Genomic DNA, 20,350 nt, shown 5'->3' with positions numbered 1-20,350 from the left:
ATATTACCTGATAAATATTTCCCAATTTCTTTCTGCGAATTGTGAAGCAGAGGAAAGTTCTTTAAATGGAGTTTCGCTATGAATACTAAATATTTTCCAAATTCCTCTTGCATTCCATTGGGATTTTCTCCAGCTCCACCGTTTACTGCCGATACACTTGCCGGATTCCAGCAAGTTCTGGTTCAACAACCCTCATTTTCCTCATTAGGATTTGATCTTAATTCCCATACGCTAATAATTGGGGGTGCTGGATTCAATCCCGGGGCAACTGCAAGCAGTTACCTCGATATTACGAAGCTACAGATCAAGCTCAACAATAGTGTAATAAAAACCGGTGCTGGCACCTGGGTTAACAGCGGCAGTGTTACGATTGTTTCTGAAACTGAGATCAGAATTGAATTAACGGCGACTGGGGCAGCGGCCCTCGAGGTCAGCACGCTCGGCGGTTCGACAGCGCAAACGTTTGAAAACTGGCAGCTATCCAGCGGCTTCATCGTTGGCACCACAGCCAGTAAATCCTATGAAGTTACTTTAACGCAAACCAATTCATTGGGTTTCGTTCCAAACGTCGATATTGATAAGGACGCGCCCGGATATGGTCTGGATGACTTGCGTTTTGTCGAAGAAGGCCGCATCGGTTCGAATGTTGTTTCTCTGGCGATCGACGGTCAAGGAGATATCCCCCTGACCCGTGCCGGTTTCAAAGTTGAAAATCTGGATGGCGACAGCATTGCATCGCTGACAGCAACGCTGACCAATGCGAAAGACGGCGATCAGTTATATCTGTTAAGCGGAGCTGCTTATACAGCAGGCGGAACGGCAGCTAACGGAACAATGACCGTTTCAGGCGTAGAACTCTCCTATCAGATTCACACCATCGGATCCCTGGTGGACGGAACGGCGCAAATAGTCGTCACGGTTACCCCTGCTGCGGGGTATGCGAGTCAAGTATCCAATACCATCATGGAAGGAGTGTTAAATGAAATATATTTCAACAATGTTACGGACAATCCGGATGTTGAAAATAGAATTGTAACGTTCAGTTTGACGGACGCTGAGGGTTATACCACCCTGTTGCCGAGCGAGGCAACGATTAATATCTATCAGGCCAACGACAAGCCGGTCATTACGCTGGCTAATACAGTGGGTACTTACACCGAAACGGCGGGTGTAGACGATGGCGGCAATGACGTGCCGCTGGGTTTTGATATATCGGTTACAGATGCGGATATTGGCGCGGAACTGCAGTACATCAAACTATCCTTCGGCACTTCAGCGATTAAGGACGGCGCGGCCGAGCAATTGCGCATCGACGGCGCCACGGCAGGCGATTCGATCGCGCTGGATTTCGCCGATAGCACAGCGATCGGTCCGGTCACGCTGGCTGGCGTAACCTATCTGGTGCAAGCAGCAGTCAATGGCGGAACCAGCACCCTGACGTTCACCAAGGACGGTGGCGGTAACCTGACGCTTTCGGAAGGCGAAGCGCTGCTCGATGCGTTGCGCTATAACAATACATCCGACACGCCGACGCAAGGCGACCGCCAATTCAGCTTCGTGGTTAAGGACACATACACCGATCCGCTGGATGGCGACATCAGCATCGAATCCGACCCTGTCAGCTTCACGGTGACGGTTCAAGGCACGCCGATCGGCACCCCAACCATCGATTTGCTGTCTACCAGCGACACCGGTACTTCGATAACCGATGATCTGACTAAGGAAACGAATCCAACGATCAAAGTTTCCTTGCCAAATTCGGGAGAACTGGCTAAAGCGGGCGACACACTGACCATCTACGACGGCGCAACGGAAGTCACAACCATAATACTGACAGCCGATCATATTGAGGACGGTTACGTCGACTATACCTTTGCCACCGCGTTGAGCGATGGCGCGCACAATCTTTCCGCGACGTTGACGGAAGCAGGCGCGAACGGTCTAATTTCGACTGCGGCGGAATTAACCGTAACGGTCGATGCGACAAAGCCAACTCCCGCCACAAAGATTGATAGCTTTAGCGACGACACAGGCGCGAATACCAGCGACAACCTAACCAAAGATACAACGCCAACGCTGACAATCACTGCGGAAGCGGGAGCGACTGTGCAAGTATTCCGGGACAAGGTGTTGGTGGGTACCGCAACCGAAGTTGAAGGTCAGCCGGGTTCGTTCACGTTTACCTCGGCAGCACTGGGAGATGGCTCCTACAGTTTCACTGCCAAAGTCACCGATGCGGCCGGTAATGTCAGCGAATCGGCTGCGTGTGTCATCGCCATAGATGCGACAAATCCAAATCCGGCCACCTCTATTGTCAGCTTGAGCGACGACACGGGAATAAGCGGCATTGATTATGTAACCAGCGACAACACGCCGGTATTGACGATAACCGCCGAAGCGGAATCGACGGTGGAAGTGTTTCTTGATGATGGAAGTGACGAGATATTTATTGGCTCCGCAAATGAAGTTACAGGTCAATCAGGCACGTTCACATTTGATTTCGTTGACAATGGAATAGTTGAGCTGGGCGATGGCGAATACGATTTAATCATAAAAGCAACCGATGCTGCTGGTAATGTTTACTCAACTCAGCAAGTAATCACTATCGACACCACCGCGCCAACCGCGACCATCACGGTAGCGGACGACGCGCTAAAAGCGGGCGAAACCAGCTTGGTGACGATTACGTTCAGCGAAGTGGTGAGCGGCTTTACCAATAGCGATTTGACGATTGCCAACGGCACGCTGAGCACGGTATCGAGCACGGACGGCGGCGTCACCTGGACGGCGTCGTTCACGCCGTCAACCGGCATCGAGGATGCCAGCAACGTCATCACGCTGGCGTCCGCCAGCGTGATGGACGCGGCCGGCAACAGCAACAGCGGCGCCACCGATTCGAACAACTACGCCATCGACACCAAACGGCCAACCGCCGCCATCGAGGTGGCTAAGTCTGCACTGAAAGCGGGTGAAACCAGTCTGGTGACCATCACATTCAGCGGAGCGGTGAGCGGTTTTACCAATAGCGATCTGATGATTGCCAACGGCACGCTGACGGCGGTATCGAGCGCGGACGGCGGCGTCACCTGGACGGCGGAGTTCACGCCGTCAACCGGCACCGAGGATACCACCAACGTGATCACGCTGAAGGATGCAAGCGTTACGAATGCGGCCGGCAATAGCAACAGCGGGAGCGTAAATTCCAACAACTACGCCATCGACACCAAACTGCCGACGGCGACCATCGTGTTGGCCGATACTGCGCTGAAAGCGGGAGAAATCAGTCTGGTGACGATCACGTTCAGCGAAGCGGTGAGCGGTTTTACTAATAGCGGTTTGACGATAGCCAACGGCACGCTGAGCACGGTATCGAGTGCGGACGGCATTATTTGGACAGCGACGTTGACGCCGTCAACCGCTACCGAAGATGCTACCAACGTCATCACGCTGGTATCCGCTAGCGTTACGGATGCGGCTGGCAACAGCAACAGCGGGAGCGTAAATTCCAACAACTACATCATCGATACCAAACTGCCGACGGCCACGATTGCAGTCGCCGATACTGCGCTGAAAGCAGGTGAAACCAGCCTGGTGACGATTACGTTCAGCGAAGCGGTGAGCGGTTTTACCAATAGCGATTTGACGATAGCCAACGGCACGCTGAGCACGGTATCGAGCGCGGACGGCGGCGTCACCTGGACAGCGTCGTTGACGCCGTCAACCGGAATCGAGGATGCCAGCAACGTCATAACGCTGGCGGACGCCAGCGTTACGGACGCGGCCGGCAACGGCAACAGCGGGAGCGTAAATTCCAACAACTACGCCATCGACACCAAACTGCCGACGGCCACGATTGTAGTCGCCGATACTGCGCTGAAAGTGGGCGAAACCAGCCTGGTGACGATTACGTTCAGCGAAGCGGTGAGCGGTTTTACCAATAGCGATTTGACGATAGCCAACGGCACGCTGAGCACGGTATCGAGCGCGGACGGCGGCATCACCTGGACGGCGGAGTTCACGCCGTCAACCGGCACCGAGGATGCCACCAACGTGATCACGCTGAAGGATGCAAGCGTTACGAATGCGGCCGGCAATAGCAACAGCGGGAGCGTAAATTCCAACAACTACGCCATCGACACCAAACTGCCGACGGCGACCATCGTGTTGGCGGATACTGCGCTGAAAGCGGGTGAAAGCAGCCTGATGACGATCACGTTCAGCGAAAAAGTCATCGGTTTCGATAACAGCGATCTGACGATTACCAACGGTACATTAAGTCCGATATCGAGCACTGACGGCGGCGTTACCTGGACAGCGGCGTTCACGCCGGTTGCCGATCTTGAAGATGACACCAACGTTATCACGCTGGCATCCGCTAGTGTTACGGACGTGGCCGGCAACAGCAACAGCGGGAGCGTAAATTCTGAAAACTTTACAATAAATACGAAAGAAATTTCAGAACCACCACTTCCTACCGTCACAAATGTGGATGGAGTAACTGTTAATACGCTTTCTCAAGCCGATGGCAGCGTGATTACCACGATTCCTGTGGTTGCCATTGACCGCAAGGACGATTCGCAAAGTTTGTTTAGGGACTATGCCGATATTCCTCTTATAAAGAATGCGGCGGGTCAAGGCTTGTTGAATGTCAGTTTGCCGGTCGGAGCAGGCTTGAATGCAGAAGGCCGATCGGATCCATTGAGTGGGAACGATGCAAAGAATAGTCTGAATCAATTGATTGATAAAGTAGCATCCGATGAGACCCTCAAGGGGGTTTTAAAAAGTGGCGTGGAAACCTTCCTTTCTTCTCAGGCTGCGGTATCGCCGGTAGTTGTTCAACTGCTAACGCCAGTAGTAAATGGCGATACTGCGCTCACAAAACCTATATTAATCAGCGGCACGGGACAATCCGATACCGTCCGGCAGGCATTGATTGTTGATACCAGCAAGCTGCCAGTGGCTACGGTCATCCAATTGGATAATATAGCCTTTGTGAGTTTTATCGGCTCAGTTCATGCGATGGGCGGTGCCGGAGAAAATTTCGCCATTGGCGATAATGCCGTCCAATATATTGTACTCGGCGCGGATGACGATATTTTGCATGGCGGAGGAGGTGACGATACCGTTGGAAGCTTAACCGGCAACGATCAGGTTTTTGGCGATGCTGGCTACGATATTGTTTTCGGCGGCGATGGGAACGACTTACTGAGCGGGGGAACTGGCAATGACCGCATAAATGGCGGTGCCGGCTTTAATATTGCAGAACAAGAAGGGAAGTTGTCCGACTATGAACTGGAATTTACCGGAAACTCGCTCAAGCTTGCCAATAAGGCAAGCAGTGAAACCGATATTTTTACCGATATTCAACTGATCAAATTTACTTCGGGACCGGCATTAGCAATCCCTTATTCATCGACGGAAGCAATTGCGCATCATCTTGTAAAGACTTGGCTGGGACGTGATTTAACGGTAGCAGAAGGTGTTGCGGTGCAGAATTGGACCGCCGCTTCAACCGATGAAATCCTGCGAGTTTTTCGCAGTTTGCCCGAAGCAGCCAATGTTAGGGATATGAGCGATGAGGAATTGCTGCGCGATTTACCAACCGATCCCAATCTTGTCCACTGGGAAGTTACGCACCAATCGCTTGTTGGCACAGAAGCAAATGAAGTTGGTTATTTGCCTCTGGGTCTGACTGTATATGCGGACGGCGGTAAAGGGTGCGATATTTTAAAGATGCCTGGCAGTCGCACAGATTTCCATTATGAATTTGTAGACCATCGTCTGCAATTAACCCGATTGAGCGATGGTGCGATGCAAAGCATTGTCAATGCCGAGGCGGTAGCTTTCGATAGTGGAGAAACGATTGTAATTGCCCAAAATCAAGCACAAGCGACGCTTGCACACCTTGTGCACAGTTTCTTTAATCGTGACGTAACAGCGGATGAATGGGAGCTTGGCATTGAGGTGCTGGGTAATGTGGAAGTGCTCAATGAATCCGCAAATTTCGAAGGAATTTTAAAGTGGTTTCAGGAGCATTCGGAGCTGAAAAATATTCCGAATGAAAATTACATACAAAAAATTTATGAGCAAACATTAGGGCGCTTGGCAACGGAAAAAGAATTAACAGATCAGTTATTGCGGCTGGAGAATCATCAGATAAGCAGAGAACAGCTTGCCTATGAAGTGGCTGATAGTAATGAAGCATCGACTTATTTAATCGGAAGCGTTTTGATGCAGCAGGAATGGTTTTAACGTTTCTGGAATGTATTCGAAGCGACGAATCGTTTTCCTTGCATGCTGATAGTATCGCTTACCGGCTCCTCACTTAACCACTGACACAAAAATCCATTCAATGAATTGCACTTTCACCGATAACTCCCTTAACAGCACGGTATTGATAACCAGATGAATTTCAAATTTAAAGCGCCTCAGAATGAAATTGCGCAGGTACTGACCGGCTTTAAGAAGACCTTTAGAAACATTGGTGTTTTTAGTGCAGTCATCAACATGCTGATGCTCATGCCGGCCATTTACATGCTGCAACTGTATGACAGCGTACTGACCAGCCGCAATGAAATGACTCTGTTGATGCTGACATTGATCATGTTAGGCGCCTACATTTTCATGGGCGCGCTGGAATTCGTCCGCAGCTTTGTATTGATCCGTGTCGGCGCGCAACTCGACATGAAGTTGAACAAGCGCGTTTACACCGCCGCCTTTGAGGAAAGCCTCAAAAAAGGCGATAGCAACGCCGGGCAAGCTTTAAAAGATCTGACTAATCTACGGCAGTTCCTGACCGGCAATGCCTTGTTCGCTTTTTTTGACGCACCATGGTTTCCGATTTATTTGTTCGTGATATTCATGTTTCATCCCATTCTGGGAGTTTTCGCTTTATGCGGCACAGTCATATTGATTGCATTAGCGTACATCAATGAGAAGATCTCGCATAAACCGCTAGCCGAAGCTAATTCGATGTCGATTGCGTCCAGCAATATCGCCTCCAACAATTTACGCAATGCCGAAGTCATCGAAGCGATGGGCATGCTGCCTAATCTCCAAGCGCGCTGGTATAAGCTGCATCGCCGTTTTCTCAATCTGCAAGCCGAGGCCAGCGAGAAATCAGGTATTGTCACCGCGCTGTCAAAATCTTGTACCGTCGCATTGCAGTCGCTGATGCTGGGATTAGGTGCTTTATTGGTGCTGGATAACAGCATCACGCCGGGCATGATGATCGCCGGTTCAATCCTGTTGGGCAGAGCCATCGCACCGGTACAGTTACTCATCAGTGTGTGGAAGCAGATTGGCGGCACCCGCAGCGCTTATGAGCGTCTGACGCAATTGCTTGAACAGAATCCGGAACGAACGGCTGGCATGGCACTGCCTAAACCGCTCGGCGTGATTGCGGTGGAAAATGTCACGGCAGCGCCGCCCGGCAGTAAAGTTCCCGTCATCAAGGGATTGAATTTTTCCCTCGCTGCCGGTGAAGTGCTCGGTATTATTGGCCCGAGCGGATCGGGGAAATCAACTCTGGCGCGCTTATTGGTCGGCGTGTGGCCGGCAGCGGCGGGGAAAGTCAGATTGGATGGCGCTGATGTTTATCTGTGGAACAAGGATGAATTGGGCCCGCATATCGGTTATCTGCCGCAGGATATCGAGCTCTTCGCTGGCACGGTTTCGGAAAATATCGCCCGTTTTGGCGAAATCAACGCGGAAAAAGTTATTCTGGCAGCCAGACGTGCCGGGGTTCACGACATGATCTTGAATATGCCGGAAGGTTACGACACGCATCTGGGTGAAGGTGGCGCCGGTCTTTCCGGCGGACAAAAACAACGCATCGGTTTGGCGCGCGCCATGTATGACGATCCATCCCTGATTGTTCTCGATGAACCCAATTCAAACCTGGACGATGTGGGTGAACAAGCACTTCTGGCCGCCATCACCGATCTGCGCATACGCGGCAAAACCATCGTGTTGATCACACACCGCACCAGTATTCTCAGTGTAACCACTAAATTGCTGCTATTGCAGGACGGCGCAGCAAAAATATTCGGGCCGACCAATCAAGTGGTGGAGGCGCTCGCAAAACAACAACAAGCGCATCAGGCACAGCTGGCGCAAAAGAAAGCCGGGCAGCAAGCTGCGCAAAATCCAGCACCCCCAGCACCTCCAACCACTCCTGCGGTCGACTCTCAAACCGGCTAATTTTTACCGCGCCTTTCAACCTTACCTTGAGCACATACAGATTACCGGACAGGAAGAATAATGAAGCTTGCAGCTGAAGAAAAAAAGACCGTTATTGAAAATGTTCCCGCCGATTTATCCCATCAGGTTGACACCGATGAGACGCTCCATACCAAATTGGGCTGGTGGATCGTTTTGGCAGGCTTTGGCGGATTTATCCTATGGGCATCTTTCGCACCATTGGATAAAGGCGTGCCGGTTCCTGGCACAGTCACGGTCGCCAGTCATCTGCAAGCGGTCCAGCATCAAATCGGTGGCATTATCGACAGCATTCTGGTGAAGGAAGGAGAGCATGTCGCGGTTGGCCAAGTTTTAGTCCGGATGAATGATGTTCAGCTCAAAGCGCAAGCTGAAATCACCCGCAGTCAACTGTATACCGCGCGCGCAGTGGAAGCGCGTCTATTGGCGGAGCGCGATGGCAGCAAGGAAATCACTTTTCCGCAAGACTTGCTGACATTCCAGCATGATCCGCGCATTGCCAATAACATCATCACTCAGAACCAATTATTCACATCGCGCCAGTTAGCCTTGCATCATGAAATCGCGGCACTGGAAGAAAATATTGCAGGCTCAAGAATGCAATTGCGTGGACTGGAAGCTTCGCGGAGCAGTAAAAATGCGCAATTGAAGTTTCTGGAAGAGCAGCTTGTCAATCTGCGCGACTTGGCACAGGATGGTTTCGTCCCGCGCAATCGCGTGTTGGAACTCGAACGCACCTATACCCAATTGACCGGGGAGATTTCTGCGGAAACCGGCAATATCGGCCGCATCCAGCGCCAAATAGCCGAACTGGAACAACGGCGCATCCACCGCCAGCAGGAATACCAGAAAGAAGTGCGGCAACAGTTATCCGATATCAAACGGGAAATTGATTCTTTAAGCAGCCGCCTGAGCGGACAGGATTTTGAACTGGCCAACGTGGAAGTCAAAGCACCTGTGGACGGTTTTGTGGTCGGTATGAACGTTTTTACCGAAGGCGGTGTGATCAGCCCGGGATTTAAGCTCATGGATATCGTTCCGAGCGATGATATGCTGATCATTACCGGGCAAGTGCCGGTTCATCTGATTGACCGGGTGCACGTCGACCTTCCTGTCGATCTTATTTTTTCCGCGCTGAATCAAAAGCAAACCCCTAACATACCGGGCACCGTCACTCAGGTATCGGCGGATCGTCTTATGGATGAACGCAGCGGGCTTCCGTTTTATAATATCAAGGCCAAGGTTACACCGGAAGGCATGAAAAAGTTGACCGATCAACAAATACGCGCCGGCATGCCGGTGGAAATATTCATTAAAACCGGTGAACGCTCGTTGATGAGCTACCTCTTCAAACCGATCCTGGATCGTGTTCATTCGGCCTTGAGTGAAGAATAACGGTAATGATAGATATCCGTAAAATTTTAGTCTTAGCCGGGTTTTTCTTGAGCCCGATCAGCTATGGCCATGCAATGAGCCTCTTAGAGGCTTATGAAGCTGCATTGCTGCATGACCCGACTTATCGTTCCGCTTATCATGAAAATGAAGCCGGGCAACAAGCCGAGGCCATCGGCCTGGCTAGCTTACTGCCCAATCTCTCGCTCACGCATAATCAAAGCAGAAGCACGGGAACTATCACAGCCCCGCAACAAGTCGCGCCAAACAGGGTCATCGAAGTTTCAGACAATACGCATTTTGATAGCCAGATCAGCGCATTGACTTTGCGTCAGCCATTGATCAATTTGGAAGCGGTAGCCAGTTACCGCATCGGAAAAGCGCAAGCCGATTCCAGCCGGGCAAAATTCACCGGCCGCAGCCAACAGCTGGTTGTAAGGCTGGTAGAGGCTTACGTGGAAACCTTACTGGCACAGGATCACGTCAAGCTCTCCGAAGCGCAACTGACTTCCCTTGAAGAACTCAAACGTGTCAATGAACGTATGTTAATCAAGGGCGAGGGAACAACGACCGATGTCTTGGAAACACAATCGAAACACGCCATTGCACAAGCACGTGTTATTGAAGCCAATGATGAGCTGGAAGGAGCCCGGCTCAAACTTGAAGCCATCATAGGACAAAAAACAAACCAGCTAGACCGACTGTCCGATGCGTTTAATACGCGTGCCATTCAGTTGCAAGATTATGACAGTTGGTATTCCTTGGCGCTGGAACGCAATGCCGAGCTGGTAACACAACGCCATGCAGTAACATCCGGTAAGGAAGAAATCAGAAAGAGTTTTGCCGGACATACACCGCGCGTCGATTTAGTCGCCAGTCTCTCTAAAAATAATAGAGGGTCATTTATCACACGGAGTCAGGATGCCGAACTTGCCACCATTGGGGTTGAAGTTAATTTCCCTCTGTATGCCGGTGGCCGTGTAAATGCCCTCACGGCTCAGGCTAAAGCGAATCACGCACGCGCGGAAGCGGATCTCGATGCGGTAACCGATAAGGTCCTCGTCGAATTGAAAAAACAATACAATCTGCTAAAAAGCGGCGTCAAAAAAATTGAATCGCTGGAGCTGGCAGTCAAGTCTGCTGAGTTGCTCGTCGATGCGACAGAAAAAAGTATCCGTGGCGGTATCCGCATCAATTTAAATCTTTTGGATGCGCAACAACAACTATATACCGCACAACGCGATCTTTCACAGGCGCGGTTTGATTATCTACTGGCCTATCTGCGCTTGCAGTTAGCAGCAGGCACACTGGTACTGGATGATTTACGAAATATTGCCAGCTATTTTAAAACGAATGCGTATTGATTCTTTGGGATTACACGATTGCATTGTTGAGTCTGGGAAAACCTATAACAACTGGCGGTTTTAAGATTTCTTGGAATTGCTGTTAGTTTTTTGCGCTCGTATATAAATTGCCGTTCTATCACCCGGAATACATGTTTTACCTGCGCACGGATTGCGGAGTGATTCCGGTTGCTAGAATTTATGAGGCCGCTTCACGTGCGGCATGTTTCTATGATTTTACCTCTTCATCCAATCGACACAGCAATGAGTATGGATGCTCATTAATTTTTCACCTCTATTCCGATTAAACAAACAGCAATTTTTGCTGATATTTCTCCGCTTTGCTTTGATATACCGATGATTTGTCAATGCAGTCGCATTTTAAGGTTGAGAGCCCAAATCATTCATTATCTGGCGCTGTAGTTGCAATCAACTCGTAAATCATGTGCCCCAAAATGAGTATTCGCACTCATTCAAAACCGATAGATAATCAATTATCCTCATTGATCTTTTAAACTTGCGAATAATGGAGGGTCATAGAATGAAAAGTAAGTGTCAGAAAGAATTTCCACCGAATTTAGACAGCTCGCTGTGTACTCCCGGAACAATTCGATCGAATGGCTATGCAAAACGGATTGCTATTTTTGGCTTACTGCTCGCGATCTCGTGCTTCATTTATATAAGCAATGTTGCAGCGCATAATCTCCATCGTATCGAGATGTATGCTAAAAAACCCCATCCAGATTATGAATATCTTGCTTATGGGATGATACGGCACGAAATTACAGATAAAAATGGCCTGACCACTGACATTACCTCCCGTTATAGTACGGCTCCTATCATCCCCGGCCCGACTATTATCATGGATGAAGGTGATGTAGCCGAAATCACACTTTATAGTGAAGTTCCTATCCCTGAAAACGCAGATCATATCGATCTACACGAAAATGTCAGTCTCCATGTACATGGTGTGCACTACGATATCGTCAGTGACGGTACGCTTAAATACATCAATTTATTTAAAGATGAAGGCGCAACATTGGTTCAGTCATATACATACCGCTGGGATGCTGCGTTCGGCACAGCTGGTACCTGGGCATATCATGATCACAATATGCATACCCACAATGGCGCGGAAGACAAAGGTCTGTACGGTGCTCTGATTGTCAATCCAGCATCGAGAACCGTATCTATTGGCCAAGACGGTGGTATTACCAGTGTTCCACTTTCAAGTATTGCTAAAGATTACATTTTATACGTCATAGACGATGCCTTTGTTGGAACAGAAATTGACAATCGCACAGGTCAACAAACGCCAATTTGGGTTAATCCGGCGCTATCGGCTCAGGCTGGAACAAATATCCGGTTTCATCTGATCGCAATGGGGACTAACTTTCATCAATTTAAACTGCCCGGTTATAGCTGGCCTGATCCGGCAACTCGGACCATTATTGAGGAAAAAGCAATCGGTCCACTTGAGAAACATGTTTTTGCTATTAAAGCTGGCGCTAGTTCCAGCTATATGGATGCATCTTTTGCGGGTAAAGCACAAAACATGACCGGTAGTTTCACTGTTAATCCCTAAAAAGCACATTTCTCAATTCAAAGGATAAAATAATGAAATTAAATATTTCAGGATTAAATTTTAAGACCATGATGACGCTTGTGTTGTTTTCTGTCTTATGGTTTGCCGGTAACACATTTGCAGCTACGCATGACATTCATCTATCCGCGAATACTCTCCCCAATGGACAGTATGCTTTTAAAATGGAAAAGCATACTAGCAGTGACGGCCCAACCCCGTTATATCCGGCTGAAGCAACGATTCCAGGCCCGACCGTATTTGTAAAAAAAGGCGATATCCTTAACGTAACACTGACCAACAATATTCAACTACCCGGTGGCACGCAATTCAAAGTTGGATTAACAGTTGGTAGCATTGAAGTTGCCTATGGCGAAGCAAGAACCTACACTTACACCGCAAATGATGTGGGTACCTTTGCTTATGGTGACGAATCTTCGCATTTGCTTGGATTATTCGGTGCACTCGTTGTTGATCATGCCGATGGCTCGGTACAAGATTTCGTCGATGAAATCGGCAATCGCGTCGCAACAAAGCGCAGCGATGTGGATAAAGAATTTGTAATGTTCATGGTCGGCTCGACGTTCTGGGGATCGGAAACTGTCAATGGCGTACAAAGACCATTATGGACTAATCCTACTCTTGGAGCTGTACAGGATGACATTGTCAGGTTTCATATTCTTTCTGTAGGTCCCGGCCATACTTGGCATTTGCATGCGCATCGCTGGCCTGATAACAATAACAGCGATTCAATTATTGATGTGAAATTGCTGAAAGATACTTTAGACAGCCACTCTTTCACAATCAAAGCGGGCGCAGGGGTTGGAACCGGGCATTGGCAATATCACTGTCATCTGGTTTCGCATATGGAAGCTGGCATGGCTGGAAAATTTCATGTAGCCGCTAAAGGTGAATCGGGTGATAGTCTTGCTGGAGCTTCTCCTAGCGGCAAGATTTTTCTTAATCCAACTGCCAGTGTACCCGGTCTTGTAACCTTTGAGATCTCCGATGAGCCGGGGCAATTCTTCAGAAGTGTCCGCAGCGATATACTGAGTCCCATTACCAAAACTCGCTCACTGGAAATTATTCCTCCGGGTAGCAGTGTGCACTTCATTATGTCGGATACCAACGCTGTGCATACAATAACGTCGTTACTCTGGCCTAGCGATGCCAATGATACCGATCATGGTGATCATCGTGTTATACCATTCAGTCAAACCAAGGCTTATAAAGGTGGCGCTATTTTGCAGCTGGATGTGCCGGGTCTATATGTATTTACCTGCAAGATACATCCTTACATGTTCGGTGCTGTGATCGTCGATGATCCTGCAACAGATGGGTTGGATTTGGGAGAATCGATCGATATCGTGACAGGTATCAATAACCTTCCGACCAGTAGTGATCTAGCAACCCGTTTACTCAGAACTTTCTTTGTCGCCACTACTCAGGAAAACTGGCAAAATTATACATCGCCCAACCCTTGGCATCCGGAATATCCGAGTGTCGATGTTCGTATCACAGGAGGAGCGGTAGCAAATTTAAAAACGGTACTGGAGAGCCGGTACGGCCAGGACATAAAGCTAGCAAGTCTCTTTAATCCAGCTACGCCGGGTGTCGGAGAAGTATGGATTAATACACAGTTTGAGAAAACTGCCGGTAAAACGAAACCGGGCACGATTACGGTATTGGATGCCTCGACTTGGAAAATCAAGCGAAAAATCGCTTTGCCTGAAATTAATATGAATCATCCCCACAACATGTGGAGTAATAGCGATCAGACCATCGTCTTTCAGACACAATGGTTTGATAATAAACTGACATTTATTAATCGCGAAGATGGCAAATTAATCAATAACATCCAGATTGGGAATACGCCATCGCATGTCGTAACTCTACCTACCAATGATGATCTTACTGTGGCTATTAACGGTGAAAATGGGGTTCGAATCATTCCAGCGGGGACAATGTCGCCTCAACCTATGATAATGACTCAGCTTCCAGGTCAAACAGCAGCAGCACCGCATGGTCACTGGGTTACACCGGATGGTAAGTTGATTGTGACACCCAATGTGAATACCTCTGACATTGGTCTCTACGATACAACGACCGGTGGTATCGTTGCAAGAACACCTGCGGGTGGTATTTTTCCTGCAGCACCTCACCCGCTTGCTGTTGGAGTCAGTGTGGATAAAGTCTATACGACTAATTTGTTGGATCATTCCATGAATGTTAGCGACTTTAGTGGAAAGCTACTGAAAACCATTAATCTTATCGCCGATTATGATCCTGTCAGTCCGACCGGTCCTGATACCGTCAAAGATCGTGATGGAGATGGTCTGGCCACAGTAGGCGTACTTCCTATCCAAACACCGGTTGATCCGACCGGCCGTGTGGTAGTAACTGCCAATACTGGCGGCTCAATCACAATCATTGATACGAAATTGGACAAAGTTGTTGCGATGCTGCCTTGTGATCCGGGGTGCCATGGAGCCAATTTCGGTGCAAAATTGGGCGGAGGTTACTATGCCTATGTGACAAGCAAGTTTTCAAATCAGTTGATTGTTGTCGACGTGGATTTGGATAATCCCGCCAATTCAAAAATAGCTGGGCGGATCTCGTTGGTTGCTGACAGGAGCGTGCCAACCGATGATACAGTCACGAAGCTAGCAGGTACGGGTGGTCAGGGTGTTTATGCAATTCCAAATATTTATAATGGATGGGTTCAAAATTTACCGGATTCATGGAAAACAAATTTGACCGCTTCTCAGCTTAATCCTGTTCCATAATAAATGGAGTAAAGATAACGCTGAATTTCAACGATAAAACCGCTAACCTGGTTCGGTCTAGCGGTTTTATTTTGCAACTATCTCCATCCAAGTGGCTATAGTGGGTACCGATCAGGGTGGAAATACGACGGGTTACACAGTCAATATTTATGCACCTGATGCAAACTTCATAGTTTGATAACAGTTTCACTGTGGCTTTAGAAAAGTATCCGAGAGGTTTCTCAGGCCATTGATTAGTTAGCCGTGCCGTAGGCGCCCCCTTGCCGTGATTGGAGAAGGGGGCGTTTCAGCTTTAGGCCTTTCCTTTCTATCCACATTAACGCCCAGACACATCGTACGGTGGCGCCAGCAGAAATGCCGCATTGCTCATACCCGGTTCACGGCACAGTTAAGGGGCCGGAATGCGGGTTTCCATTTGTCTGAGTATCGTCATGATCGGGTTACCACTGAATTTCGATTGCTTCATTGCAGGGCTCTCCCGCCTATCAATTACAAGAAAAATCTACTTATGACACCTGCTATTTCACGAGGTGGTTACTTAAGGAAAAAATAAACGATTGGGAGACTTGTATTTAGAAACTCAATGCCAATATAAAGGAGATTTACAGTTTATGGCCATAGCCGAAGGAATTCCATGAGTAACCTGATTCATCTGATTTACAATAGCGCTGCAACTTGTGCTTTCACGGAAGAAGATTTTTCCGTCATGTTAAGAAAGGCGCGCAGTAAAAATGCTTCGCTCGATATTACGGGTATGTTGCTATATATCGAAGGTTGTTTTTTTCAGGTGCTGGAAGGGCCGGAAAATACTGTGAATGCGCTGGCAGAGACAATTCGCCAAGATCCCAGGCATACCCGCATGACTACAATTATCCGTGAACCAATCGTAAAACGCGCATTCAGCGAGTGGACCATGGGATTTACGCAGATCTCCTTAAAAGATCTGAATGAAATTGAGGGCTTAAATGATTTTTTCACCACTGGCAACGTTTTGACCGATATCGATTCCGGCCGCGCGAAGAAATTGTTGATTGCCTTTAAGCAAGGCCGTTGGCGCGTCAGGTTATCAGCCACGACACAGTCTCCGCCGCTAGTAACACGGGTGGGCGGTAAAAAGAAAAGAGTTATTGAGCCTCGCCCGGTCTTTACATTTGCTTTTCAGCCGATCGTTGATGCTTCCCGGCGAATGGTTTCCGGTTATGAGGCGCTGGTTCGTTCGAAAGAAACCGGCACTGCTGCGGATGTGCTGCAACACATTCAATTGGGTGAGCTCGGCGCTTTTGATGAAGATGCCCGCCGTATGGCAATCGGTTTTGCTTCAAGGCTCGGCATCGCAGGAAATCTCCACTTGAACGTTTTTCCCTATTCTTGGGCAAACGCGCCCAAGACTATTGAGTCTTCGCTCGAAACTGCCAGGCTTTGCGGCATTGACATCACTCGAATCATATTCGAACTCAAGCACGAAGCGACCGTGAGCAATCCATCGGCGGTTAGCGAATGGTTGAAAGAGTCACGGCGCCAAGGATTGCGCATCAGTATCGATGATTTTGGTTCTGGCTATTCTGGCCTCGCCCTGCTGGAACATTATCAACCTGAGATGATTTCTCTCAGCATGTGGCTTGTTCGCGGCATCGAGAGTCATGGGGCACGCCAGGCTATCTTGCGAGGCTTGATACAGACTTGCCGCGATTTGGGTGTGGATATTATTGCCAAGGGCGTAGAAACCATAGAAGAATATTCTTGGCTGCGCGATGAAAGTATCGAGCTATTTCAGGGCTTCCTGTTCGCCAAACCAGGCTTTGAATCGCTGCCGCGGCCAATGCTTCCCGCCGATCTTTTGTAGAGAGGATCCCAAAAAATGGCTCTTGAATTTACTTTTGCTTACCAACCCATAGTGAATGTCGAAAAACATGAAACACATTCTTTTGAGGCTCTGGTCCGCGGTCCCAACAACGAACCCGCAAATTGGGTGTTGAAGCAACATAATGCGGCACAGCTGCGCGCCTTTGATGCGGATGCCAGGCTGCGGGCAATCAAATTAAGCGCTCAGCTCGGACTATCTAGCCGCATCAACCTCAACGTGTTGCCGGAAGCTATGGCGGATTTCGAGGATGGATCAAGCATGGAAGCCTTGCAGGCCATGGTGGAAATGGCCGTTCAATACGGTTTGAAGCCGGATCAACTTGTGCTCGAAGTGAGCGAATCGGAGACGATCAAGGATTTCGATTGTTTTGTCGAACATGCCAATCAATGCCGCAGACTCGGTGTCAAGTTTGCCATTGATGATTTTGGCAGCGGTTATTCCGGTCTCAACTTGTTGGCTGAGTTTCAGCCGGAGGCGGTCAAATTGGATATGCTATTGGTACGGGATATCGAGCACCGCGGACCGCGGCAAGCGATTGTTCGCGGTGTGTTACGCACTTGTGAAGATCTCGGGATTGATATAGTCGCCGAGGGTGTGGAAACCGCTGCGGAGTATGAGTGGCTCCGGAACGAGGGGATTGTTCTTTTTCAGGGCTATTTGTTTGCTCGCCCGGCGTTCGAGGCGCTACCGGCAGTTATTTATCCTAATTAGAAAGCCGTTTCCCAACATTGTGAAGCAACCTCCTCGAACTGAGCTATGTGTTCATCACGTGCTTAACTCATTTCTGTATATTATAGCCGGTATGCCTACACTTCGATCAAGCGCGGCGCCGTTTATCCGTTCGCCATGCTCGGCTGAACAAACCGGATATCTTCAATACCGGTAAACGTTGCCGCGCGTGCGGTAGAATAGTTCGGATTTCCACAGGCAGTTTTAACGATAGGTTTCCTACGACTGGTTAATCTTCGGTTTTATTGGTATTGAGTGAGTTGCCATATTTTTCGCAGGCTTTCTGGTCATAAACTTTTAAAAATGGGGGGTTATCCTTTGGCGGATTCAATGGGGAAGCTAACGAGAGCTACTTCTTGCAGCGGATCGATCATGTAGGATCTATCCACTTTCCAAAAAACAGATGTTTATGTTAATCCGATTAAATTGAAGTATGGCTCTAAAAGCATGCATATACGCTTGGTGTTTAGTTTGCGCAGAACAGCATACGCGGGCTTACACATTTTGGCAGTGCATATCAAGAATTGATGTCGTTTGTTATCATATGCTATCATTGATTTCACATAATAAGGAGTGAAGTCAAATGTCTGTTGTTACTGTTCGCAATTTGCCCGAAGAAACGCATCGCGCGCTTAAGCTGCGTGCTGCTCAGCATGGACGTAGCACCGAAGCTGAAATCCGGGAAATTCTGGAAGAGGCAGTGCGTCCTAGGACGCGTGTCAAAATCGGATCTGAACTCGCTGCTTTTAGGCAATCCTTTGGGGGGCTTGATTTTAATGATACTCGTGATCAGACACCGACTGATCCGGCAGTGTTCGAATGATCGTTCTGGATACGAATGTCATATCCGAGCCAATGAAACCCAACGGCAATCCCGCCGTTCAAGCTTGGCTTGATCGGCAAACAGCCGAGACACTGTATCTGACTGCAACAAGTCTTTCCGAATTGCTGGTCGGCATTCAAAACCTGCCAGATGGAAAGCGTAAAGAAGGACTTGATGCTGCATTGAGGAAACTGATGGAGAGGCTTTTTGGGGCGCGCATACTATCATTCGATCAACAGGCTGCGATAGCATATGCGCCCATAGTCGGTCGAGCTAGGACTAATGGCCGCCTCATCTCTGTGGCAGACGGTCAGATTGCCGCAATCGCGGTCGTACATGGATTCACCATAGCGACGCGAGATACTGAGCCTTTTGCCGCTGCCGGAGTGCCCATCATCAATCCTTGGGAAGAATGATCTTAGGTATTTTGTGTTAAAGGTAGTTACCAAAGGAGCAGCGTTATGCGAGAACGAAATAAGATGCAGAATTGACTGTGTCAAATTTGTGCCAAACTACTCTGCAAGTGTCACTGTTTGTGGTTGTGTGAGACAGTTTTTATGCTTGGCAAGCATTGTAAGTGATTGATTTATATGTGATTATAATTTGTAAATAAGTTTTGTAATCAGAAGGTCCCGAGTTCGATTCTTGGTGTCGGCACCAATTTCCCTATTTAAAATGGATTCATGCGAGATGACTCGCGTCTTCGGATTGTTTGCTGGCGCCTACGATGGTCATGATGTCGCCCGCTTGCAGATGTAGAAGTTTCGCAATATCTTCATAATCATCCGGTAATGCAGCATCGTCCCACCCATTAGCGGAATGCCGGGCTAAATTTACTGCCAAGACCACATTACGCACTCTCTGTAAGCTTGAATTATTATCATCCATAAGGGTGATTAATAATGCTGGTAGTTTCCATTTAATTGCAAGTTCCAGCTGGAGTTGATACAAAGAAAAGCCGAGGATTTTTTCTTGTGCGACGGTGCTGCGAAGTGCTTTGTTTTGTTTTTGTAGCTGCTTTATTTTTAGCATTTCCGCGGGGGAAAAGCACCACATGAGCATTTCGGCGATATCGTGCAGTAATGCCGCCAGACGGATTTCCGCAAAATGTAAATCGTGCAGGCGGACCGCCCAGTCAAAAGCGTAGGTAGAAGCTATATTTGCGCGGTGAGTGGTTTTTAGTAAATAGACCAGCGCATTCATATTGTTGCGCGCCAAAATGTCTTCAACCAGAGGCTTGGCAGGTATCTTGTTCAGCGTCGCTTCAAGGCCGAGCATCAAAATGATTTGCTCAACTTCCATTACATCATGTTCTTGCGTCCGGTGTTTATGCTGCTGCATATAACGCAGTAGCTTTACAGTCATTAACGGGTCGTTTTTCACAACATGAGCGAAACTGCGCGCGTTGAGATGTTGCTCGTCCTGTTGGAGAATGGCGAGGTTTCGAGCTGTCTGTTTGAGAACAGGAATTTCAGCTGTTGTAAGAAAATTAACCCAATCCGATAATTTTCTTTGATGTTGTTGTAGCATTTTCAACTCCTGAATGAGATACGTCAGGAATTTTCTACGACACCTATGGATAAATCTTGAGGAAACAATGCACTATCCTTC

General features: G+C 48.6%; 11 protein-coding genes. 10 read left to right on the top strand and 1 reads right to left on the bottom strand.

The window, feature by feature from the left end:
• Window positions 1-78 precede the first annotated feature (78 nt).
• The 10 genes from R2103_RS11830 to R2103_RS11785 all read left to right on the top strand — a co-directional run bounded on the left by R2103_RS11830 (window position 79) and on the right by R2103_RS11785 (window position 19,155).
• Complete coding sequence (locus R2103_RS11830; RefSeq protein WP_317531596.1) at window positions 79-6,252, top strand: Ig-like domain-containing protein; 6,174 nt, start codon at window positions 79-81, stop codon at window positions 6,250-6,252.
• Window positions 6,253-6,405: 153 nt separating this feature from the next.
• Complete coding sequence (locus R2103_RS11825) at window positions 6,406-8,202, top strand: type I secretion system permease/ATPase (protein ID WP_317531595.1); 1,797 nt, start codon at window positions 6,406-6,408, stop codon at window positions 8,200-8,202.
• A gap of 60 nt (window positions 8,203-8,262) precedes the next feature.
• Window positions 8,263-9,615, top strand: coding sequence for an HlyD family type I secretion periplasmic adaptor subunit (locus R2103_RS11820; RefSeq protein WP_132427236.1), 1,353 nt, complete (start codon window positions 8,263-8,265; stop codon window positions 9,613-9,615).
• Window positions 9,616-9,689: 74 nt separating this feature from the next.
• On the top strand, window positions 9,690-10,976 hold the full coding sequence (locus R2103_RS11815) for a TolC family outer membrane protein (protein WP_317531594.1): 1,287 nt from the start codon (window positions 9,690-9,692) through the stop codon (window positions 10,974-10,976).
• A gap of 520 nt (window positions 10,977-11,496) precedes the next feature.
• Window positions 11,497-12,540 (top strand): multicopper oxidase domain-containing protein, encoded by a 1,044-nt coding sequence (locus R2103_RS11810; RefSeq protein WP_317531593.1) that lies wholly within the window; start codon window positions 11,497-11,499, stop codon window positions 12,538-12,540.
• 32 nt (window positions 12,541-12,572) lie between these two features.
• Window positions 12,573-15,323 (top strand): multicopper oxidase domain-containing protein, encoded by a 2,751-nt coding sequence (locus tag R2103_RS11805; protein WP_317531592.1) that lies wholly within the window; start codon window positions 12,573-12,575, stop codon window positions 15,321-15,323.
• 634 nt (window positions 15,324-15,957) lie between these two features.
• The gene (locus R2103_RS11800) at window positions 15,958-17,166 is read left to right on the top strand and encodes a diguanylate phosphodiesterase (RefSeq protein ID WP_317531591.1); all 1,209 of its coding nucleotides are present in this window, start codon (window positions 15,958-15,960) and stop codon (window positions 17,164-17,166) included.
• Between the two features lie 15 nt (window positions 17,167-17,181).
• Window positions 17,182-17,898 (top strand): EAL domain-containing protein, encoded by a 717-nt coding sequence (locus R2103_RS11795; protein WP_317531590.1) that lies wholly within the window; start codon window positions 17,182-17,184, stop codon window positions 17,896-17,898.
• Between the two features lie 601 nt (window positions 17,899-18,499).
• A complete protein-coding gene (locus R2103_RS11790) occupies window positions 18,500-18,739 on the top strand; it encodes a FitA-like ribbon-helix-helix domain-containing protein (protein WP_317531589.1) in 240 nt (79 codons plus the stop codon).
• On the top strand, window positions 18,736-19,155 hold the full coding sequence (locus tag R2103_RS11785) for a type II toxin-antitoxin system VapC family toxin (RefSeq protein WP_317531588.1): 420 nt from the start codon (window positions 18,736-18,738) through the stop codon (window positions 19,153-19,155). The genes R2103_RS11790 and R2103_RS11785 overlap by 4 nt, the downstream gene beginning before the upstream one ends.
• A gap of 265 nt (window positions 19,156-19,420) precedes the next feature.
• Here the strand turns inward: R2103_RS11785 and R2103_RS11780 are convergent, their stop codons facing one another.
• Window positions 19,421-20,269, bottom strand: coding sequence for an HDOD domain-containing protein (locus R2103_RS11780; RefSeq protein WP_317531587.1), 849 nt, complete (start codon window positions 20,267-20,269; stop codon window positions 19,421-19,423).
• Between the last annotated feature and the right edge of the window lie 81 nt (window positions 20,270-20,350).

Origin of the sequence: Nitrosomonas sp. Is24 (assembly GCF_033063335.1) — a bacterium.
Taxonomy (GTDB): Bacteria; Pseudomonadota; Gammaproteobacteria; order Burkholderiales; family Nitrosomonadaceae; genus Nitrosomonas.
This window is presented reverse-complemented; position numbering and strand designations above follow the sequence as displayed.